The organism is Bradyrhizobium sp. CCBAU 25360, from assembly GCF_028128695.1.
Lineage (GTDB): Bacteria > Pseudomonadota > Alphaproteobacteria > Rhizobiales > Xanthobacteraceae > Bradyrhizobium > Bradyrhizobium ottawaense.
Genome location: NZ_LBJA01000045.1, coordinates 163633 through 183554, shown reverse-complemented (window position 1 = coordinate 183554; position 19922 = coordinate 163633). Strand labels below are relative to the sequence as shown.

20 protein-coding genes are annotated in these 19922 nt (G+C 64.8%); 4 read left to right on the top strand and 16 right to left on the bottom strand.

Annotation, left to right across the window (positions count from 1 at the left end):
- Positions 1-14: 14 nt before the first annotated feature.
- From XH81_RS34955 to XH81_RS34930, 6 genes are all read right to left on the bottom strand, one after another.
- Positions 15-257, bottom strand: coding sequence for a hypothetical protein (locus tag XH81_RS34955; protein ID WP_028145226.1), 243 nt, complete (start codon positions 255-257; stop codon positions 15-17).
- Positions 258-339: 82 nt separating this feature from the next.
- Positions 340-540 (bottom strand): hypothetical protein, encoded by a 201-nt coding sequence (locus XH81_RS34950; protein WP_028145227.1) that lies wholly within the window; start codon positions 538-540, stop codon positions 340-342.
- Positions 541-553: 13 nt separating this feature from the next.
- Positions 554-739 (bottom strand): hypothetical protein, encoded by a 186-nt coding sequence (locus tag XH81_RS34945; RefSeq protein WP_028145228.1) that lies wholly within the window; start codon positions 737-739, stop codon positions 554-556.
- 141 nt (positions 740-880) lie between these two features.
- Positions 881-2149 (bottom strand): cytochrome P450, encoded by a 1269-nt coding sequence (locus XH81_RS34940; protein ID WP_028145229.1) that lies wholly within the window; start codon positions 2147-2149, stop codon positions 881-883.
- Between the two features lie 90 nt (positions 2150-2239).
- Complete coding sequence (locus XH81_RS34935; protein ID WP_028145230.1) at positions 2240-2566, bottom strand: hypothetical protein; 327 nt, start codon at positions 2564-2566, stop codon at positions 2240-2242.
- Between the two features lie 105 nt (positions 2567-2671).
- Positions 2672-3445, bottom strand: a complete 774-nt coding sequence (locus XH81_RS34930) for a ferredoxin--NADP reductase (RefSeq protein ID WP_028145231.1) — start codon at positions 3443-3445, stop codon at positions 2672-2674.
- Positions 3446-3602: 157 nt separating this feature from the next.
- Here XH81_RS34930 and XH81_RS34925 point away from each other — a divergent pair, with 157 nt between their 5' ends.
- Both XH81_RS34925 and XH81_RS34920 read left to right on the top strand, forming a co-directional pair.
- Complete coding sequence (locus tag XH81_RS34925) at positions 3603-4799, top strand: amidohydrolase family protein (protein ID WP_028145232.1); 1197 nt, start codon at positions 3603-3605, stop codon at positions 4797-4799.
- A gap of 124 nt (positions 4800-4923) precedes the next feature.
- On the top strand, positions 4924-5613 hold the full coding sequence (locus tag XH81_RS34920) for a hypothetical protein (RefSeq protein WP_028145233.1): 690 nt from the start codon (positions 4924-4926) through the stop codon (positions 5611-5613).
- 10 nt (positions 5614-5623) lie between these two features.
- Here the strand turns inward: XH81_RS34920 and XH81_RS34915 are convergent, their stop codons facing one another.
- The 9 genes from XH81_RS34915 to XH81_RS34875 form a co-directional block, all read right to left on the bottom strand.
- A complete protein-coding gene (locus XH81_RS34915; protein WP_028145234.1) occupies positions 5624-6010 on the bottom strand; it encodes a hypothetical protein in 387 nt (128 codons plus the stop codon).
- Between the two features lie 160 nt (positions 6011-6170).
- On the bottom strand, positions 6171-6626 hold the full coding sequence (locus tag XH81_RS34910) for a MarR family winged helix-turn-helix transcriptional regulator (RefSeq protein WP_028145235.1): 456 nt from the start codon (positions 6624-6626) through the stop codon (positions 6171-6173).
- A 25-nt stretch (positions 6627-6651) separates the two neighbouring features.
- Positions 6652-7356 carry an ABC transporter ATP-binding protein gene (locus tag XH81_RS34905; protein WP_028145236.1) on the bottom strand — a complete coding sequence of 235 codons (705 nt, stop codon included), beginning with the start codon at positions 7354-7356 and terminating at the stop codon, positions 6652-6654.
- Positions 7353-8144, bottom strand: a complete 792-nt coding sequence (locus XH81_RS34900; protein WP_028145237.1) for an ABC transporter ATP-binding protein — start codon at positions 8142-8144, stop codon at positions 7353-7355. Before XH81_RS34900 ends, XH81_RS34905 begins: the two co-directional genes overlap by 4 nt.
- Entirely contained in the window at positions 8141-10030 is a 1890-nt protein-coding gene (locus tag XH81_RS34895; protein ID WP_028145238.1) for an ABC transporter permease, read from the bottom strand. The genes XH81_RS34900 and XH81_RS34895 overlap by 4 nt, the downstream gene beginning before the upstream one ends.
- A 147-nt stretch (positions 10031-10177) precedes the next feature.
- A complete protein-coding gene (locus tag XH81_RS34890) occupies positions 10178-11380 on the bottom strand; it encodes an ABC transporter substrate-binding protein (RefSeq protein ID WP_028145239.1) in 1203 nt (400 codons plus the stop codon).
- Positions 11381-11459: 79 nt separating this feature from the next.
- Positions 11460-12044 (bottom strand): amino acid synthesis family protein, encoded by a 585-nt coding sequence (locus XH81_RS34885; protein WP_018320970.1) that lies wholly within the window; start codon positions 12042-12044, stop codon positions 11460-11462.
- A 15-nt stretch (positions 12045-12059) separates the two neighbouring features.
- Positions 12060-12956: a UPF0280 family protein gene (locus XH81_RS34880; RefSeq protein ID WP_028145240.1), complete on the bottom strand. Its 897-nt coding sequence runs from the start codon at positions 12954-12956 to the stop codon at positions 12060-12062.
- On the bottom strand, positions 12953-14410 hold the full coding sequence (locus tag XH81_RS34875; RefSeq protein ID WP_028145241.1) for a hypothetical protein: 1458 nt from the start codon (positions 14408-14410) through the stop codon (positions 12953-12955). Before XH81_RS34875 ends, XH81_RS34880 begins: the two co-directional genes overlap by 4 nt.
- Before the next feature lie 249 nt (positions 14411-14659).
- Here XH81_RS34875 and XH81_RS34870 point away from each other — a divergent pair, with 249 nt between their 5' ends.
- A complete protein-coding gene (locus tag XH81_RS34870; protein ID WP_028145242.1) occupies positions 14660-15142 on the top strand; it encodes a (2Fe-2S)-binding protein in 483 nt (160 codons plus the stop codon).
- Positions 15142-18666, top strand: coding sequence for a molybdopterin cofactor-binding domain-containing protein (locus XH81_RS34865; RefSeq protein WP_271596799.1), 3525 nt, complete (start codon positions 15142-15144; stop codon positions 18664-18666). The genes XH81_RS34870 and XH81_RS34865 overlap by 1 nt, the downstream gene beginning before the upstream one ends.
- Here XH81_RS34865 and XH81_RS34860 read toward each other — a convergent pair.
- Positions 18663-19631 carry a catechol 2,3-dioxygenase gene (locus XH81_RS34860; protein ID WP_028145244.1) on the bottom strand — a complete coding sequence of 323 codons (969 nt, stop codon included), beginning with the start codon at positions 19629-19631 and terminating at the stop codon, positions 18663-18665. The genes XH81_RS34865 and XH81_RS34860 overlap by 4 nt on opposite strands.
- Positions 19632-19922 lie beyond the last annotated feature (291 nt).

Below are 19922 nucleotides of genomic sequence, written 5' to 3'. Positions count from 1 at the left end.
GAGGAACGGCTCTCTCAGGTCTCGTCAGTCTCCGGCGTCTCGTCGAGCCGGTTGGCTGCATGATCCTGATACTGTTCGGTCTGAATGGACTTGCCGTCCATGCCGCGAATGTCCGAATGCTGGGCCTTGTCGCGGTTGGACAGGACCATGTTATCGCCGATCTTGTCCTTGGGCACTTCGGTCAATGCACCGGTGCCGTCGCCCTTGCCATGCATGCCGGATCTGAAGTGCGTCTTGCTGCCGTGCCCACTTGGCATCAGTCTCTCCTCTTGCAGTGATCGCCCGTTGAAAGCTCGGTACTCCCGTTGCACCGGCGTCGGTCGCGGCGGCCGCTGTGGTCTATCTGCCGCCGCCCTTGCCGGCCGCATCGTGGCGGTGATGGGAATCCTGCTCGCCTCCACCACCGGAGACGCGGCTGTGGCTTCGCTGTTCATCGTCCGCAGGCGGCTTCTTCACCTCCAGCGGCGCCTTCGCGTTCTCATGCGATGCCCCGGGGCCGCCCTGACGAATGCTGCTGGGTGTCTTGGTGGATGTCGACATGAATGTCGCCTCCTCAACGGTCTTGCTGGTGTCCCTGATTGGTCGTGTTCTGCTTGATGTTGCCTTGTTGGCCCTGTTGGTCCGGATTTTCCGCGCGCTGCTGGCCGCGCGGAGTCTGATCGGCCGACGTTTGCTTAGTGTCGCCAGTTCCCTTCCGGCTCTGATTGTCCGGCGGAACATTCGGCATTTTGCTGGTCATGATCCAACCTCTCTGAGAGATGGGAATCCCTGGACACGCAACTGTTCCTTCGCATGCCATCAGGTCCCGGTGGACAACAGCAAGCGCCACAGGCTGTTCCGAGCAGATCATGGTCAGCGACGATTTGCCGAAGAGAGAGCCTCACTCCGCCCGAACGGGAGAACGATCAGCCATCGCCGGCGCCGCAGCGGTAAATGTTCCGTGGACCGCGGCCGTGACAGGAAGCTTCGCAATCATGCGAATCCCCGGCCGCTTGCGCCAATGGATCTGCGAGGGATCGACGGCCAGACCAAGTTTCGGCCAGCGCACGAACAGCGCTTCCAGCGCGCAGGCCGCCTCGATGCGCGCCAGCTGATGGCCGAGGCAGAAATGGATTCCTGTCCCGAACGAGAGGTGACGGTTCGGCTTGCGCTCGAGATCGAGGCTTTCGGGACGATCATGCATCGCCGGATCCATGTTTGCGGCGGCGAGCATCACCATGACACGGTCGCCCTTCCTCAAACGCACGCCTTCGACCTCGACGTCCCGCCGCACATAGCGCGGTTTTGAAAATTGCACCGGAGAGACGAAACGCAAGAACTCTTCCACCGCAAGCCCAGCGCGGCTCCAGTCCTGTTCCAGCCAATCGCGAAGGCCGGGATTCCTGAGCAGCTCGTAGGCGGAACCGCTGATGAGATGCGTGGTCGTCTCGGAGCCGGCTGCAAGCAGCAGAAACACCATCGAGACCATTTCATCCGGCGTGATCTGAGCACCCTCGCGCTCGACCTGGACCAGTTCGGCGATCAGGCCTTCACCGCCCTGCACGCGCGCGGCCTGCAATTGCTGCTCGAGGTAGGCCCGCATCTTGCGAAAGGCCCACAGCAATCGAAAGAAGCTGACGACATTCGTCAGCGAGGACATCGCGTTGCCCCAGGCGATGAATTTGGGCCGGTCGGCCAGAGGCAATCCCAGAAGCTCGGAGATCACTGCGAGCGGCAGGATGCGCGCGTAGCGCTGGACCAGATCTGCTGGCCGTCCCTCCGCGAACAGCTCGTCGGCCAAGCCGTCGGCAATGGCACGGATGCGCGGCTCCATCGCGACGATGGCACGACGGCGAAAGGCCTCGTCCACGATGCTGCGGAGCCTCGTGTGATCTGGCTCGTCCATCGTCAGCATGTTGTTGGCGATGGTCCTGACGAAGCTCGGCATCCACCAGCGCAGACTCGCGACGTCGCCATCCTCTTTGCGCAGCGTGAAGGTGGCGCCGTCTTTCAGCACCTGTGCCGTCGCGTCATGGGTCGTGGTGATCCAGACATTGCCGACCAGGGGAAATCGCGTCGCGACGAGAGGACCGGACATGCGCAACGCCGCGATCGCCTTGGGCGGATCACGAAAGAAGGCCTCGCTTGTGAAATCGAGGCGCGCTGTCATGGGATCACCGGAGTGATTGTTGGCGTCTCACCCAAATGGTATGGGCGGGCCAACGCGCAAGGGTCGGAACTGGCGCGAGGAGACGAAGACCTATCCACGCCCGGGCGAGCGCTGGCCGGTCTTGCGCTGCTGCTGGTTGGTATAGGCGTCCCAATGGCTCCAGCTGCCGTTGCTGAGGCTCTGCATGTCGGTGCCGAGCGGACGGCGCGTGCGCTTGTCGTGATCGGCGATCACGCGCTCGGACTGGGCGATCTTGCGCTTGAGTTCCGCGGTCGCCTTCTGGGTCTGGCCGTTCCGCTTCGAGGAGGCGATCTCACCCATCGTGAAGCGCGCGGTCTCCAGCGCCTTCAACTCGGCGCGGTTCTTCTTCAACTGGACCCGGTGCCAGGCGATGTTGCTGTCGCTGTCCGCAACCATGTGGGAACTCCGCTGATTCGTTCCCACAGTGTATCAAGCGCCGAATCGGCGCCGCAACGGGCCCGACGCGGCGAAAATGCGGTCTTCTCAAGCAAAAATTGCGCGTTATCGCTCGGCAAAGGCCTTTTCGACCACGAATTGGGCCGGCTCGCCGTGATTGCCCTCGACAAAGCCGCGCTCTCCCAGGAGCACGCGCGTATCAGCGACCAGTGCCGGGCTGCCGCAAATCATGACGCGGTCGTGGGCAGCCTCCAGCGCCGGCAGGTCAATATCGGCGAACAGCTTGCCCGTGGTGATGAGGTCGGTGATGCGGCCGCGGTTGCGGAAGGGATCGCGCGTCACGGTCGGATAGTAGATCAGCTGATTCTGAATGTACTCGCCGATCAGTTCGTCCTTCGGCAGCGTCTCGGTGATCATCTCGCCATAGGCGAGCTCCTTGACGTGCCGGCAGCCGTGCAGCAGCACGACCTTCTCGAACCGCTCGTAGGTTTCGGGGTCCTTGATCACGCTCAGGAACGGCGCAAGACCCGTGCCGGTGCCGATGAGGTAGAGGTTGCGCCCCTCCTCCAAATTGTCGATCACCAGCGTGCCCGTGGCCTTGCGGCTGACGATGATCTCGTCGCCTTCCCTCAAATGCTGGAGCCGCGAGGTCAGCGGACCGTCCGGCACCTTGATCGAGAAGAACTCGAGCGTGTCCTCGTAATTGGCGCTGGCGACGCTGTAGGCCCGCAGCAGCGGCTTCTCGCCGACCTTGAGCCCGATCATGGTGAATTCGCCGTTGCGGAAGCGGAAGGTCGGGCTGCGGGTGGTCTTGAAGGAGAACAGCGTATCGGTCCAGTGGTGGACGCTCAAAACACTTTCCTGATTGAAATTGCTCATCTCACCTTCCCTGTCGCGTCCAATGCGGTTCCGAGGCGGGCAGCTATGCGTCGTTTGTACACGATCATTCGTATACTAATGAATAATCCTGCTTGATCCCGCGGTCAAGGCTGCCCAAGATCGAAAGCGTTGCAGTTAGGAATAAGGAGCCCCTTCCATGGCGCATGACGCACCCCAGGCCGCCGGACCCTCGAAGCTCGTGATCCGGAACATCGGCCTGATCCTGTCCGGCGCCCTGGAAAAGCCGATCCTGGATGGCGACACGATCGTCGCCGAGAACGGCAAGATCACCGCGATCGGCCGCTTCAAGGACGTCGACATCGAAGGCGCGACCACCATTGTCGACGCCCAGGGCACCACGGTGGCGCCGGGCCTGATCGACAGCCACGTCCACCCCGTTGCGGGCGACTGGACGCCGCGACAGAACCAGATCAACTGGATCGACAGCTATCTGCATGGCGGCGTCACCACCATGATCTCGGCCGGCGAGGTTCACATGCCGGGCCGCCCCCGCGACGTCGTCGGCCTGAAGGCGATGGCCATCTTCGCCCAGCGCGCGTTCTGGACCTTGCGTCCGGGCGGCGTGAAGGTTCACGCCGGCGCGCCGGTGATCGAATGCGAGATGGTCGAGGAGGACTTCAAGGAGCTGGCCTCCGCCGGCGTCAAGCTGCTCGGCGAGGTCGGCCTCGGCGGCGTCAAGGACGGTCCCACCGCACGCAAGATGGTCGGCTGGGCACGCAAATACGGCATCCAGAGCACCATCCACACCGGCGGCCCCTCGATCCCCGGCTCCGGCCTGATCGACAAGGACGTCGTGCTGGAGGCCGACACCGACGTGGTCGGCCACATCAATGGCGGCCACACCGCCCTTCCCGACGACCAGATCCGCTGCATCTGCGAGGGCTGCAAGCGCGGTCTCGAGCTGGTGCATAACGGCAATGAGCGCTCCGCTCTGTTCACGCTGCGCACCGCGCGCGAGATGGGTGATCTGCACCGGGTCATCCTCGGCACCGACGCGCCCGCCGGCTCCGGCGTGCAGCCGCTCGGCATTTTGCGCATGGTCTCGATGCTGTCCTCGCTCGGCGAGCTGCCGGCCGAGATCGCCTTTTGTCTCGCCACCGGCAACACCGCCCGGATGCGCGAACTCGATTGCGGCCTCATTGAAGTGGGGCGATCCGCCGACTTCGTCATCATGGACAAGGCCCAGCACTCGCCCGGCAAGAACATCCTGGAGAGCGTCCAGCTCGGCGACCTCCCGGGCATCGGCATGACCATCATCGACGGCATCGTGCGCACCCAGCGCAGCCGCAACACCCCGCCGGCGGGCAAGGTGCCGGAGGTGGTGGCGAAGTGACGCAGCCGGAGCGGCACACTGCTCCGCACCTCCCTCGATGGCGTTGAACAAGTCTGCGACCTGCTGCGTCTAACGCAGGCAGCCCCCGGTGGCGGCATTTGATTGCTGGACCATCGAGGAAAACATGAAGAACTCATCGCGAATAGCCCTCGGCGTTGCTGGCGCGGTGGCGGGCTATGTCGCGATCTTTGTGCTGTTTTCCCTGTTCGAATTCGGCAACCGCGCGGACCCGATCACCTCGGGTCTGTTGGGACTGTTCGTCTACTCCCCCATCGGCGCGATCGCCGGCGCGGTGTTTGCCAACTGGCTGGTGACGCGTTCAGGCGAGGACGCAGGCAATGGCAGCGTCGGGCGCAACAGCCTGAAGTCTCTCGGCGTCGTCGTCCTGCTCTGCGTCGCCGGGATCGGCATCTACATCGCCTACGCCTATGCGACGGCGACGCCCTGGCTCAACCGGAACGGCGGCAATCCCCTGCTCGTATTCGAGGTGCGTTTTCCGGCCGGGGTCACGGTGCCGACATCAGCCCAGGGCATCACCATCGAATTGCAGACCGACCTCAACACGATGCCGGGCGAAGTGACCCCGGCCGCCTTCTATCGTGACGGCGACCAGCCCGTCATCGCAGGCGACGTCGAGCTCGCGTTTCGAACCTCGCACCGGCAGCTCGCCGTCAATATCGAGGGCCAGCCGAGCCGAATCTACCCGATCGACTTGACGGCCCGGGCGCCGCATACGCCGGAGTTCGGGACCTGGCGGCGGCTCGCCGACGGCAGCGAAATCCGCTACCGCGCCAAATGGCCGGGCAAGACATAAGCGTTCGAGATCAGCGCTTGTTCGCGATCTCACAACGCACATAGGTCTGGCGCTTAGCCTGCCCGACCGGTCCGTTGTCCATCACCAGCTTGCCGTCGGTTGCGATGGAGACCCGGGGATTGGACCGAAACTTCTCGCCCTCGCCTTCGCAGGCGAGCTTCATCTTCCAGCCGAGCTTTCCGTCGGCGGTGATCTCGCCGGCGCGGCAGCGCGTCTCGTACCAGTAGAGGCGGTTGCCGCCCTCGATGCTCATGCGGTTGGGGCTGTCGTCGTCGCGGCAGTCCTTTTTGGTAGACGCCCAGAAGCCTTCGTAGGGCTGCGCGGCAAAGGCAGGCGCGCTGCCCGCCAGCGCCGCACCGAGAGTGAGGAGCATTACAAATCTCGTGGCGACTCTCATGAATAAAGACCTCGACAGACCCTCCATCGAGATTAGTCGCCAGTCCTCGCACCTTGTTCAACTGCCGTAGGTGGGCAAAGCGAAGCGTGCCCACCATTGAGAAGTGGTGGGCACGGCGCTTCGCGCCTTTGCCCACTCTACGAGACCGTCTACGGCACCCTCACCGCAGCTTGTTCAACAACGCCATCAGCATCTCGCGCTCCCTGGGCTCGAGCGGCGCCAGCGTCTCGCGGGTGATGGCCAGCGCGTTCGGCGCGACCTTCTCCGAAAGCTGCTGACCGGCGCGCGTCAGGCTGACAAGGAGCCGCCGACCGTCCTCGGGATCCTGGCTGGTCTCGGTCAACCCGCGCGCCGTGAGCCGATCGATCACGCCCTTGATGGTCGCGACGTCCATCGCCGTCAGCCGGCCGAGCTGGTTTTGCGAGCACGGCCCGGTCTCGGCGAGTTTCGACAATGCCGCCCACTGCGTCGGCGTCAGATTGGTGCCGATATCGCGGGAGAAGATCGAGCTGTGGCGCTGCCAGACCTGGCGCAGGATGAAACCGACCTGCTCGTCGAGCACGTAAGGCGGTTTTCCCGGTTTGACGCTCTTCTTGGCCGTGACGCTTCTCGCCATCCGCTCGCTGCCCCTCCCTTTGCGTTCACAACGACAGATGCGCGTCGCGGATATCCGGACGCGCATCGAGCTCGGCCATGGTGCCGCCGAAGCAGATGCGGCCGCGCTCGATGATGTAGGCGCGATCCGAAATCAGCCGCGCGAAATGCAGATTCTGCTCGGAGACGACGATGCTGACGCCCTCCTTCTTCATGGTCAGGATGGCGTCGACCATCTGCTCCACGATCTTCGGCGACAGACCTTCCGAGGGTTCGTCCAGCAGCACCAGCGACGGATTGCCCATCAGCGTCCGCGCAATCGTCAGCATCTGCTGCTCGCCGCCGCTCATGCGCCCGCCGGGACGGTTCTTCATCTCGCCGAGATTTGGAAACAGCGCGAACAGCTTTTCGCGTGTCCAATGCGGCGCGTTCGGACGCTTGGGCTGCCTGCCCACTTCGAGATTCTCCTCGACGGTCAGGTCGGTGAATATCCGGCGCTCCTCCGGCACATAGCCGAGCCCCTCGCGCACGATCTCGTGGGTCGGCTTGGCCGAGACGTCCTTGCCCTCGAACATGATGCGGCCGGTTCGTTGCGCGACCAGGCCGACGATCGAGCGAAACGTCGTCGACTTGCCGGCACCGTTGCGCCCGAGCAGCGCAACCACCTCGCCCTCGCCGACCTCGAAGCCGATGTCGAACAGGATATGCGCCGGGCCATAATGGCTGTTGAGGCCCTCGACGGTGAGCTTCATATTGATGCTCCGTCGCGATGGCGGGCATCGTAGACCAGGCCCTCGCCGAGATAGACCGCCTGCACCTGCGGATTGCCGCGCACCTCGGCCGGCGTGCCCTCGGCGATCAGCGTCCCTCGATTCAGCACGATGATGCGGTCGGCATGCTCGAACACCACGTCCATGTCGTGCTCGGTGAAGAGCACGCCGATCGATTTCTCCCGCGCGATGCTCGCGGTCAGCCGCATCAGGTCGACGCGTTCGCGCGGCGCCATGCCGGCGGTCGGCTCGTCCATCAACAGCAGCTTGGGCTGGTTGGCGAGCGCCACCGCAAGCTCGAGCCGCTTGAGGTCGCCATAGGCAAGCTCACCACAGGGGCGATCGGCATAGCCGCCCATGCCGACCAGCTCGAGCAGACGGCCGGCCTCGCCGCGGTCGAACTTCGGCGCCGAGCCGAACAGATTGAACAGCTGCCTCCCGTGCGAGATCAGCGCAACCTGCACGTTCTCGCGCACGGTCATGGTGGCGAAGGTCGCGGTAATCTGGAAGGTACGCCCGACACCCATGCGCCAGATCTCGCGCGGCTTCTTCCCGGTGGTCTCTTCGCCGAGCAGACGGACTTGCCCGGTATCAGGCTTGTTCTGGCCGTTGAGCATGTCGAAGCAGGTGCTCTTGCCGGCGCCGTTCGGCCCGATCAGCGCCAAAATCTCGCCGGCGCGCAGCGAGAACGCGACGCCGCGCACGGCATGGATGCCGCCATAGGATTTGGTCAGACCTTCGACCGCAAGAAGTGGGGGTGCAACACTCATTCGGCAGACTCGATCGGCTTGGCGAGCAGAGGTGATCCCGGCGGCGACGCCTTCCTGCGACGCTGCGCCAGCATCTCCAGCATGCCGACAATGCCCTTGGGGAAGACGACGACGATCAGAACGATGAAACCGCCGAGCACGAGTTTCGACAAATCGGTCTGGCTGACCAGCCAGATGTTCAAGGCCTTGTAGACGATGGCGCCGATCACCGCGCCGGACACCGTCTCGACACCGCCGAGCAGCACCATCACCAGCGCATCGACCGAGAGCGAGATGCCGAGATTGTCAGGGAAGACGCTGCCCTTGAGGTAGGCGAACAGCGCGCCGCCGATGCCGGCGGTCGTGCCTGCGATCACGAAGGCGGTCCACTGGATGCGCTTGGCATTGATGCCGATCGCCTCCGTACGCAGGAGCGAGTCGCGCGTGGCGCGGAGCGCGTAGCCGAATGGCGAGAATACCATGGCCCGCAGTGCGATGGTCACCAGCGCCGCAACGCCGAGCGCCAGCCAATAGAAGTGCGACGGGCTAGCCGCCCATTTTTCCGGCCAAACGCCCAAGATGCCGTTGTCACCGCCGGTGACGCTCACCCACTGGAATGCGATCGACCACACGATCTGCGCGAAAGCGAGCGTCAGCATCGCAAAGTAGACGCCGGAGAGCTGCACGGCGAAGAAGCCGAACACGGCCGCGCCCATGCAGCCGAGCAGCGGCCCGAGCAGCAGGCACACGATCATCGGCAACCCCGCCATCTTGGCGAGGAAGGCGACGCCGTAGGCACCGAGCCCGAAATAGGCGGCATGGCCGAAGGACGCGAGCCCGCCGACCGACATCAGGAAGTGGAGGCTGACGGCAAAGATGACGAAGATCGCGATCTCCGAGCCGACGGTCAGCGCATAGTTGCCGGCGAACAGCGGCAGCGTCGCTGCGATCACGAGCGCGGCAAGCGCTGCAAGCCGCTCGTTCGACGTCAGCGGGCGCCAGGGATTGACGGTGAGACCGGGCGTCTTGCGCGCCGGCGCCTCCGGTTTGCCGAACAGACCCCAGGGTCGCACGATCAGCACCACCGCCATCACCAGGAAGACCAGGATGATGGAAATCTTGGGGAAGATCAGGATGCCGAAGGCATTGAGCTCGGAGACCAGCACCGCCGCGACGAACGCGCCGACGATGCTGCCGAGGCCGCCGATCACGACCACGACGAAGACTTCGACGATGATGCGCAGATCCATCGCGTGATGCACGGCATCCCGCGGGATCTGAAGCGCGCCGCCCAGCGCGGCGAGGAAGACGCCGACCGCGAACACCGACGTAAACAGCCATTTCTGATTGACGCCGAGCGCTGCGACCATGTCGCGGTCCTGCGTCGCCGCGCGTACCAGGACGCCCCAGCGCGTGCGCTGGAACAGCAGCCAGAGAATGCCGAGCACGACGGGCCCGAGCACGATCAGGAACAGATCGTAGCTCGGGATGTTCTGGCCGAAGAAATCGATGGCCCCCTTGAATCCGGGCGCACGACGGCCGACGAGATCGTCGGGCCCCCAAATCAGGACGACGAGATCCTCGACCATCAAGGTCAGGCCGAAGGTCGCAAGCAGCTGGAACAGCTCGGGGGCGTGATAGATGCGGCGGAGCAGCACCATCTCGACCAGCACACCGATCATCGCCACGGCAATCGCGGCCAGCACGATACTGCCCCAGAAGCCAAATGCGCCCGACAGGCGCTCCGTCAGCGTGAAGGCAATGTAGGCGCCGATCATGTAGAAGGCGCCATGCGCGAAATTCACGATCCGCGTCACGCCGAAGATGATCGACAGGCCCGAGGCCACCAGGAACAGCGACGCCGCGCTGGCGAGACCGGTCAGAAACTGTACGACGTAAAAGGCCATCGGCGGTCCGGGTTCGGGGAACTCGTAGGGTGGGTTAGCGCAGCGTAACCCACCACCTTTTCTCGTGTGGCACCGAAAGAGGTGGGTTACGCCGAGCAGATACGCTTTGCGCATCTGCAGGGCTAACCCACCCTACGGCAGCGGGGATCAATCCTTCGGACGCAGCTTCTCGACTTCGGCATCGCTGGGCAGATAGTCCGAGCCCTTCTTGTAGGACGAATCCACCATCACGCCCTTGCCGTCCTTCAGCGCGGTCTTGCCGACAAAGGCACCGAGCGTCGACTGATGGTCGATCTTGCGGAAGGTGATCTCGCCGAATGGCGAGGGCATCGACAGCCCCTCTGCCGCGGTGATCAGCTTCTCCGGATCAGTCGAGCCCGCCTTCGCCAGGATCGCGGCGGCCGCCTTGATGGTCTGGTAGCCAACGATCGAGCCGAGGCGCGGATAGTCGTTGTACTTGGCCTGGTACGCCTTCAGGAACGCGTCGTGCTCGGGCGTCTTGATCGAGTACCAGGGGTAACCGGTGACGATCCAGCCCTCGGGCGTCTCGTCCTTGAGCGGATCGAGATATTCCGGCTCGCCGGTCAGGAACGAGACAACCTCGCGCCCCTTGAACAGGCCGCGGGTGTTGCCTTCGCGCACGAGCTTGACGAGGTCGGCGCCGAAGGTGACGTTGAGGATCGCTTCGGGATTGGCGGCGGCAACAGCCTGCACCACCGGACCCGCGTCGATCTTGCCCTGCGGCGGCCACTGCTCGTCGACCCACTGGATGTCAGGGCGCTTCTCCGACATCAACTTCTTGAACACGGCAACCGCGGACTGGCCGTATTCATAGTTCGGCGCGATCGTCGCCCAGCGCTTGGCGGGCAGCTTGGCGGCTGCTTCCACCAGCATCGCCGCTTGCATGTAGTTGGAAGGGCGCAGGCGGAAAGTGTATTTGTTGCCCTTCGACCAGGTGACGGCATCGGTCAGCGGCTCGGCCGCGAGGAAAAACACCTTCTTCTGGTTGGCGAAGTCGCTGACGGCGAGGCCGATGTTCGACAGGAACGTACCCGTCAGCATCGCGACGCCCTCGCTCGACACCAGCTCATTCGCCGCAGTCTGCGCGTCCGCCGGCTTGCCGCCGTCGTCCTTCGAGATCACGACCAGCTTCTTGCCATTGATACCGCCGGCCGCGTTGATCTCTTCGACCGCGAGCTGCCAGCCCTTGCGATAGGGTTCGGTGAACGCCGGCAGCAGCGAATAGCTGTTGATCTCGCCGATCTTGATGTCCTGCGCCAGGGCCGAATGAGCCATGCCGCCCGCCAGAAGCGCAAAGGCCGCGCCGACGAAGTAATTTCTTGCTCGCATCCCAACCTCCAGTTTTGAACTCTTTACGTCTTCTGCCTGATCTCATCGGAGAGGCTGTGCCCGCCTCCCGCTTCGAGCCCTATCTCAGACCGTCCTCGCCCTTCACTTCCGCAACGGTAAGACCGCCGACGCGCGGCAGCGGCCGGCCGCTGTCCGTGACGGCGACCGCGACCATGATCTCGTTGGCCCGCGGCGCGTCGTTGATCTGCACCTCCATGCCGTCGAAATGGCTGCGCACGAACGCGGCGTCCTTGTGCCCAAGCGGGATGTCGAGCGTCGTGCCCGGCCCGCTGCGCTTCTTCGACGACGGGATCAGGGCCGCGCCCTTGCTCAGTACTTTCCGCACCGGCGCGCCCATCTTGGGGTGGAGGATCGCGGCGGCATGCTCCAGCTCGCCGTTCTCGCCGACAGCGGCAGCCTTGCCGTAGCTCTGCGCCTTCGCGCCATCGATGCCGAGCGCCGCCACGGCGCGCTTCGACAAGAGCTCACCGAGCTCTTCCCCGATCGCGATCAGCGGCGAGAGGTCCTCGACATATTGTCCGGCAAAGGGATTTTCGATCACGGCGATCGCAGCCGCGCGCCGGGTCGGCGGCGAGACCTGGCGGCCCATCTCCATCTGCGTCTCTTCGACGACGGTGACGATCTTGCGGATGATCGCGCTCATGTTTCACTTCCCTGTTCAGGCACAGACGGCGTTCTCCGGCAGATGCGGGCGCGTTCGTTGCTCTTCTATATCCTTAGCTCCGATGACAAGCATATCACCACAAAGCTGCAAGACGGCACCCTCGATCAATCCGCGATCGAACAATTGGCGTGCACATTCCGCGCCAGATTCGAGCGTTGTCCCGACCTCGTCCTGCGACAACTCGCCGACGTCGCGGGTGACGAGGCGCGAGCCGAGATCGCTGTCGGGCTGAAGCTCGTTTGCAGGCGTTCGGATGATGGCGGGATGCCCGGGCAGGTCGACGGCATTGGCTATGACCGTCGCCGCCGCATCGGCCTGCGACGCCGTTGCCGCCAGCACCGTCACGGCGTCGGCAATGCCGAACGAAAAACTGCGGCCGTGGCGTCCGCTGGTCGCGATGCCCCGCACGGGGTCATCCGCATCCACCCTCATCGTTCGCATCACGCCAGCGCGATCGGGTCGGTCCATCAGGCCGACCGAAAAATGCTCGCCCTTGCCGAGATGGAGCGCGATGTCGCCACCATTGTTGACATAGGCCTGATCCAGCGTCACAGCGCCCAGCATGGCGCCCAGAATCTCCTCAGCCACGCTACCGGCAACAGCCGCCATCGGCGTGATGAAGCAATCGGAGGCGTAAGGCGCGACCGCTGCGTGCATCCGGCGCGCCACCACGCCCCTCAGCGAAGTGCGCTTCCCGGCGGCCGTCCGCAGTTCCGGCAACTCCGCGCAGAGTTCGTCGAGCAGTCCGGTGAAGCGGCGCGCGGCCGCCTCATAGGCCGCACGTACATCGTCCGTGCGCCCCCTCGCCTCAACGACCAGATCGATCGGCCCATCCTGCAAATGCAGCCGCCGGCCATCAGACAGCAATGCGATTTGCGGGAGCCTTGTCATGCCCGCGGTCCCGGGATCGGGTTCTGCCAGGGCAGCTGGCGGACATCGTCGCCGCTCTGCACCTCGGAGAGCGGCTTCACATAGTCCATGTGCCCGCCGAGCGCGGCATAGTCGGACAGCTTCATCGTGAACTCGATCGGCGCAACCAGCGCCGGCGTCGGCACGTAGCCGAACGCGCCCGCCGGCATCTGCGTCACGTCGACCATGTAGGTGATGCCGCCGCCCGGCCAGACATAGACCGGCGCGCCGCCACTGGTGACGCGCGTCAGCGCGTCCTTCACCGAGCGCGTCAGCCGCACCGGATTGTCGGTGACACCGGCGCGCAGCGAGCCGCCGGCACCGGCCATGAACAGCACCGTGCACAGCGCCGGCTCGCAATTCTCCTGGATACGCTCGACCGAGAACTTCAGGTCGTCAGGCATCTCGGTCTCGACTGGCTTCAGGGCCCCGTCGAGCACGTAATAAGACGAATGCTCGCCGGTCGTGGAGACCATCAGCATCGAGAGACCCGGTTTTGCTTCCTTGGCGTCGAACGGCCCGAGGATCGCGAGCGGATCGGAAATGTTGGTGCCACCCCACCCCGTGCCGGGATCGGCGACCTGGAAATAGCGGCCTGGCGTCGAGCGGCGGCCCTTCATCTTGATGCCGGTGTCGGCGATGTCGAGCAGCTTGCCGGCCTGATGCTCCGAGAGCACGCCGGTGATGTGATCGTCGACCACGACGACTTCGTCGACCTTGCCGTGCCATTGCTTGGCAAACATGCCGATCGTCGCCGAGCCGCAGCCGACGCGCATGCGCTCTTCTTTCATGCCGTTGACGATCGGCGGCTGGCCGGCCTGGACCACGACGCTCGCGCCGCCGTCGATGGTCAGCTCGACCGCCTTGCAATTGGCGAGATCCATCAGCGTGTCGCAGGTGACGCGGCCCTCCTTCTTGGAGCCGCCGGTGAGATGATGCACGCCGCCGAGCGACAGCATCTGCGAGCCGTATTCGCTGGTGGTGACGTGGCCGACCGCCTCGCCCTGCGCGCGGACTGTCGCAGTCTCCGGCCCGAGATAGCGATCGGTGTCGATCTTCACCTTGATGCCGCAATAGGAGAAGATGCCCTCGGTGACCACAGTCACCATGTCGACGCCGTCGACCTCCGCCGAGACGATGAACGGCGCCGGCTTGTAGTCGGGATAGGTCGTGCCCGCGCCGATCGCCGTCACGAAGGTGGAAGGTTCGTGGACGATCTTGCCGTCCCAGTCTTCGGTGCGGCTGAACGGGACCAGCTTGCCGCCATGCGAGACCGTGCGCTCCAGGATCACATGCGGATCGACGCGGACGAGCTTGCCGTCGTGGTTGGCGTAGCGATCGCAGGCGCCCGCCGCGCCCGGCTTGATGTAGCACATCACCGGACAAGCATCGCAGCGGATCTTGTCGATAGCAGCGCTCGTCGTTTCCATCACCATGTCAGAGCCAGCGAGACCGCGGTTATCATTCGTATACGAACGATGGTGCGCGCGCCCCGGATGGCTGTCAAGCGGCGGTGCGGCGCAAAAGATGCTGCTGCTGCATAAAACCTCATTTGCCTATCCGCCCTGTCCACAAAGAAGGCAGTCGCGCTGCAGTGCGGCATGCATGGCTTGCACGTTTGTGTACAAACGGTATCGTCGCGACGTAGATTTTCGCCATTACTGGCCGAGCGCTTGGAAACGAGGATGACGCAGACACCGATCCGCCTCACCGTGAACGGGGGGATCCACGAGGTCGCTGCAGCGCCGGAGACGCCGCTGCTCTACGTGCTGCGCAACGATCTCGCGCTCAACGGCCCGAAATATGGATGCGGCCTCGGCGAATGCGGCACCTGCACTGTCCTGATCGACGGGGCCGCAGCCCGCTCCTGCGTGATTCCCGTCGGTGGCTGCGCCGGCCGCGACATCGTGACGCTCGAAGGGCTCGGCACGCGCGACAAGCCTGACCTCGTGCAGCAGGCCTTCATCGACGAGCAGGCCGCGCAATGCGGCTATTGCCTCAACGGCATGATCATGACCACCAAGGCGCTGCTCGCGATCAACCCGCGCCCGACCGAGCAGGAGGCGCTGGCGGCGCTCCGCTACAATCTCTGCCGCTGCGGCACACATGTCGAAATCCTGCGCGCCGTGATGCGCGCTTCCGGCCAACTCACCGAGGCCGTTGATTGATGGCCTCCCCTGCCCCTGATGGATCTGAGCGCCAATCCGGTTCGCTCGTCGTCGTCCGCACCGTGGACGAGCTCACGTCCGAGACTTTCATCCGCATCGCCGCGGATGGCTCGGTCAGCGCCTATAACGGCCATGTCGATCTCGGCACCGGCATCCGTACCGCGCTCGGCCAGATCGTCGCCGAGGAGCTGGACGTGTCCTTTGCGCGCGTCGTCGTGGTGCTCGGCGACACTGCGGTGGTGCCCAATCAGGGCGCGACGATCGCGAGCGAGACCATCCAGATCACGGCCGTGCCCCTGCGCAAGGCCGCGGCGCAAGCCCGTCACTTCCTGATCGCGCGCGCGGCCGAGCGGCTGGAGCTGCCGGCGGCCGATCTCAGGATCGAAGACGGCCTCGTGCGCGGGCACGACAATCGCAGCATCAGCTATGGCGAATTGATTGGCGACGAGACGATCCGCCTGGAGCTGGCCGACGACGTCACCGTCAAGGCGGTCGGCGATTATGCCATCGTCGGCCAGTCGATGCCGCGCGTCGACCTGCCCGCCAAGGCCACGGGCGAGCTGGCTTTCGTTCACGATATCCGCGTCCCCGGCATGCTGCACGGCCGCGTGGTGCGCCCGCCCTATGCCGGCCTCGATGCCGGTCCGTTCGTCGGCACCAGCCTGATCGCGGTCGACGAATCCTCAGTGCGCAACATTCCCGGGCTTGTCGCCGTGGTGCGCATCGGCGACTTCGTCGGTGTCGTCGCCGAGCGCGAAGAGAACGCGATCCGCGCGGCGGAGCAGCTCAAGGTGAGCTGGAAGCCTACGCCTACCCTCACGGATCTCGCCGACATCGAGACCGCGCTGCGCGCCAATCCATCGACGCCGCGCACGCTGATCGACAAGGGCGACGTCGATGCGGCGATAGCAGGTGCGGCCAAGCCGATGCAGCGTACTTACGTGTGGCCGTATCAGATGCACGCCTCGATCGGCCCATCCTGCGCCGTCGCGGATTTTCAGGACGGCAATATCCGGGTCTGGTCGGGCACGCAAAATCCGCACGTGCTGCGCAGCGACCTCGCACTTCTGATCGAGCGACCGGAAAGCGAGGTCGAGGTGATCCGGCTGGAAGCCGCCGGCTGCTACGGGCGCAACTGCGCCGACGATGTCACTGCCGACGCCTTGCTGCTGTCGCGCGCGGTCGGGCGGCCCGTGCGCGTGCAGTTGACACGCGAGCAGGAGCACGCCTGGGAGCCCAAGGGCACCGCGCAGCTCATCGACGTCAATGGCGGTCTGGATGCGGACGGCGGTATCGCGGCGTATGATCTCGCCACGCGTTATCCCTCGAATGCCGCACCGACGCTGGCCCTGCTGCTGACGGGTCGGATCTCGCCCGAACCTGCCGTGCTGCAGATGGGCGACCGCACCGCGATCCCGCCCTACGATTACGACCACATGCGCGTCGTCGCGCACGACATGCCGCCGATCGTGCGCGCCTCCTGGTTCCGCGGCGTCTCCGCGCTGCCGAACACCTTTGCGCATGAATCCTACATCGACGAGGCCGCGACCGAGGCTGGCGTCGATCCGATCGAATACCGCCTGCGCTATCTGAAGGACCAGCGCGCCGTCGATCTCGTCAATGCGGTCGCCGAGCGCGCGGGCTGGACGCCGCGGCCGGTGCGCGAGGAGCAGGACGGGGAGATCGTGCACGGGCGCGGCTTTGCCTATGCGCTCTACGTCCACAGCAAGTTTCCCGGCTACGGTGCGGCGTGGTCGGCATGGATCGCTGATGTCGCGGTGAACAAATCGACCGGCGATGTCAGCGTGACCCGCGTGGTTGCGGGACAGGATTCCGGATTGATGATCAATCCGGCGGGCGTCCGCCACCAGATCCACGGCAACGTCATCCAGTCCACCAGCCGCGCGCTGATGGAAGAAGTCTCGTTCGAGCGCGGCGCGGTGGCGGCGCGCGAATGGGGCGCCTATCCGATCATCCCTTTCCCCGACGTGCCCAAGATCGACGTGCTGATGCTGCCACGTCAGGACCAGCCACCGCTTGGCGTCGGCGAGTCCGCTTCGGTCCCGAGCGCGGCGGCGATAGCGAATGCGATCTTCGATGCCACCGGTGTGCGCTTTCGCGAGCCGCCCTTTACGCCCGAACGCATCCTGAGGGGATTGCACGGTGAAACATCGCCCGTGCCGCAGGCCCTGCCCGCGCCCGCCGCGCCGCCGCCGTCGCGCATCCGGGAGACTCCCTTCGCCAAACGCGCCGGCATTGTCGCGACGATTGCCGCGGTCTGCACTGCCGCAATCGGCATCGGCGCGGCGCTGCTGCCGGGGCGCGCGATTGCGCCGATCGCCCGGCCCGACGCATCGGTCTATTCCGCCGCGACGATCGCACGGGGAGAGCAGCTTGCTGCGCTCGGCAATTGCGCGGAGTGCCACACCAATATCGACAGCGTACTCAATGCCGGCGGCCGCGCATTGGAGACGCCATTCGGCACGATCTATTCAACCAATATCACCCCCGACGTCGAGACCGGCATCGGTGCCTGGTCCTATCCCGCCTTCGAGCGCGCAATGCGCGACGGCTTGCATCGCGACGGGCGGCAGCTCTATCCCGCCTTTCCCTACACACACTTCGCCAAGACAAACGAAGCCGACCTTCAGGCGCTCTATGCCTATCTGATGGCGCAGCCTGCAGTGCGCGCGACGGCGCCGGCGAACTCGCTCGCCTTCCCGTTCAACCTGCGCCCGCTGCTCGCGGGTTGGAATGCGCTCTTCCACCAGGCAAAGGAATTCAAGCCCGACCCCACCAAGTCCGAGGCCTGGAATCGCGGTGCCTATCTCGTCGAGGGCCTCGGCCATTGCAGCGGCTGCCACTCGCCGCGCAATGCGCTCGGCGCGGAGCAACGCAAGGCCTATCTCGCCGGTGGCTTCGCCGAAGGCTGGGAAGCGCCGCCCCTAACCTCGCTCTCTCACGCCCCGATCCCGTGGAGCGAGGACGAGCTGTTCGCCTATTTGCGCACCGGCCATTCGCGCTATCACGGCGTCGCCGCCGGCCCGATGGCGCCTGTTGTCAGGGATCTCAAGGCCCTGCCCGATCAGGATATCCGCGCGATGGCGGTCTATCTCAACTCGTTCAACGACACCGCAGCCGATGCGCCGGAGGTGCTCGCCGCGAAGCTGGAGAGCGCGACGCAGGTTACCATCGCCTCCTCCACCGGCGCACGGCTCTATCAAGGCGCCTGCGCCGTCTGCCACGAAGTCGGCGGCCTGCCACTGTTCGGCAGCCGGCCCTCGCTCGCGCTCAACAGCAATCTGCACAGCGCAACGTCGGACAATCTCGTGCAGGTGATCCTGCATGGTATCGCCGAGCCGGTGTCGAGCGACCTCGGCTACATGCCGGCGTTCAGGAACAGCATGAGCGACGCACAGGTGGACGAGCTCGTCAGCTTCCTGCGCGGCCAGTTCGCGCCGGACAAGCCGGCGTGGACCGGCGTGCGCGAGACGATTGCGCGGGTGCGCATTTCAATCCACTAAGCGTGCTTCTTCACTTCCACCGGCGGCGTGCCGTGGGTGTGGAAGGACTCGATCGTCTTCAGCCCCCACGCCTGGCCCTTCTTGCGCTCCTCCTCGGTCCACACGATCGGCTTCCAGTCCGGCGCGAGGATCAGGCGGGCGCCGGCATTGGCGACTTCGACACGGTTGCCTCCGGGCTCGTAGACGTAGAGGAAGAAGGTCTGCTGGATCGCGTGCTTGTGCGGGCCGGTCTCGATGTGGATGCCGTTCTCCAGGAAGATGTCGGCAGCGCGCAGAATTTCCTCGCGGCTGTCAAGCGCGTAGGTGACGTGGTGGAAGCGGCCGGGCACGCCTGAATGGTCGAGCGAATAGGCGAAGTCGTAGCTCTTGTTCGACATCGTCAGCCACATCGCCGCTTCCCGCCCGTCGTTGAGCACGATCTGCTCGGTGAGCCGGCAGCCGAGGTAATTCTCGAAGAACTCGCGGTTGGCCTTGATGTCCACGGCGAGACAGTTGAGATGATCGAGGCGGCGGACATTGACGCCGCGCGCGGGGAAGCGCTGCGCCTGGTTCTTCAGCGCCGGCTTCAGCTCGGGCGGTGCCTGATACCATTCGGTCTCGTAATAGAGCTCGACGATGTGGCCGTCGGGGTCGCGGCAGCGGAAGGTCGGCCCCTGCCCCATGTCGCCGTCGATCCAGCCGATATCGAAGCCGGAGCCCTTCAGCGCGGCGACGCGGCGCTCCAGCGCCTGCTGGCTGCGCGCGCGCAGCGCCATGTGCTCCATGCCCGAGGTCTTCGACGCCGTCAGCTTGAGCGAATAGCGCTCGTAATCGTCCCAGCCGCGCAAGTAAACCGACTCGCCCTTCTGGCCGCTGACGGTCATGCCCATGACGTCAACGAAGAATTTCAGGCTCTCATCGGGCTTGGGCGTCAGCAGCTCCATATGGCCGAGATGAGCCAGATCGAGGATCGGTTCGGGCTGCATGGCTTTCCTCCAGGGCACAGCTGGCGATCCGCCGACCGGATCGCATCATCGGGAGCAAGGCTGCAACGCGCTCAGCCCCCGGAGACGGTCACAAGGTCCGCCGGCCTATTTGTACTAATGTACAAATGATTAGGTCCCGTCAACAAATCAACCACCCCTGGATCGAAGGAAGATGTCCCCCGAACGGTGGACTGACTGGCCTGATGGTAAAATGTTCCTTAATTGCCTTTCGGCTCCAACGGCCCGAAATTGCGCCAATTTCCCGCCGTTTCCGCCAGTAGGTATGCAATC

Bases quoted from the DNA above. Each gene is read 5' to 3' on its own strand.
- XH81_RS34955 (WP_028145226.1), bottom strand. From the start codon at position 257: ATGCCAAGTGGGCACGGCAGCAAGACGCACTTCAGATCCGGCATGCAT.
- XH81_RS34950 (WP_028145227.1), bottom strand. From the start codon at position 540: ATGTCGACATCCACCAAGACACCCAGCAGCATTCGTCAGGGCGGCCCC.
- XH81_RS34945 (WP_028145228.1), bottom strand. From the start codon at position 739: ATGACCAGCAAAATGCCGAATGTTCCGCCGGACAATCAGAGCCGGAAG.
- XH81_RS34940 (WP_028145229.1), bottom strand. From the start codon at position 2,149: ATGACAGCGCGCCTCGATTTCACAAGCGAGGCCTTCTTTCGTGATCCG.
- XH81_RS34935 (WP_028145230.1), bottom strand. From the start codon at position 2,566: ATGGTTGCGGACAGCGACAGCAACATCGCCTGGCACCGGGTCCAGTTG.
- XH81_RS34930 (WP_028145231.1), bottom strand. From the start codon at position 3,445: ATGAGCAATTTCAATCAGGAAAGTGTTTTGAGCGTCCACCACTGGACC.
- XH81_RS34925 (WP_028145232.1), top strand. From the start codon at position 3,603: ATGGCGCATGACGCACCCCAGGCCGCCGGACCCTCGAAGCTCGTGATC.
- XH81_RS34920 (WP_028145233.1), top strand. From the start codon at position 4,924: ATGAAGAACTCATCGCGAATAGCCCTCGGCGTTGCTGGCGCGGTGGCG.
- XH81_RS34915 (WP_028145234.1), bottom strand. From the start codon at position 6,010: ATGAGAGTCGCCACGAGATTTGTAATGCTCCTCACTCTCGGTGCGGCG.
- XH81_RS34910 (WP_028145235.1), bottom strand. From the start codon at position 6,626: ATGGCGAGAAGCGTCACGGCCAAGAAGAGCGTCAAACCGGGAAAACCG.
- XH81_RS34905 (WP_028145236.1), bottom strand. From the start codon at position 7,356: ATGAAGCTCACCGTCGAGGGCCTCAACAGCCATTATGGCCCGGCGCAT.
- XH81_RS34900 (WP_028145237.1), bottom strand. From the start codon at position 8,144: ATGAGTGTTGCACCCCCACTTCTTGCGGTCGAAGGTCTGACCAAATCC.
- XH81_RS34895 (WP_028145238.1), bottom strand. From the start codon at position 10,030: ATGGCCTTTTACGTCGTACAGTTTCTGACCGGTCTCGCCAGCGCGGCG.
- XH81_RS34890 (WP_028145239.1), bottom strand. From the start codon at position 11,380: ATGCGAGCAAGAAATTACTTCGTCGGCGCGGCCTTTGCGCTTCTGGCG.
- XH81_RS34885 (WP_018320970.1), bottom strand. From the start codon at position 12,044: ATGAGCGCGATCATCCGCAAGATCGTCACCGTCGTCGAAGAGACGCAG.
- XH81_RS34880 (WP_028145240.1), bottom strand. From the start codon at position 12,956: ATGACAAGGCTCCCGCAAATCGCATTGCTGTCTGATGGCCGGCGGCTG.
- XH81_RS34875 (WP_028145241.1), bottom strand. From the start codon at position 14,410: ATGGTGATGGAAACGACGAGCGCTGCTATCGACAAGATCCGCTGCGAT.
- XH81_RS34870 (WP_028145242.1), top strand. From the start codon at position 14,660: ATGACGCAGACACCGATCCGCCTCACCGTGAACGGGGGGATCCACGAG.
- XH81_RS34865 (WP_271596799.1), top strand. From the start codon at position 15,142: ATGGCCTCCCCTGCCCCTGATGGATCTGAGCGCCAATCCGGTTCGCTC.
- XH81_RS34860 (WP_028145244.1), bottom strand. From the start codon at position 19,631: ATGCAGCCCGAACCGATCCTCGATCTGGCTCATCTCGGCCATATGGAG.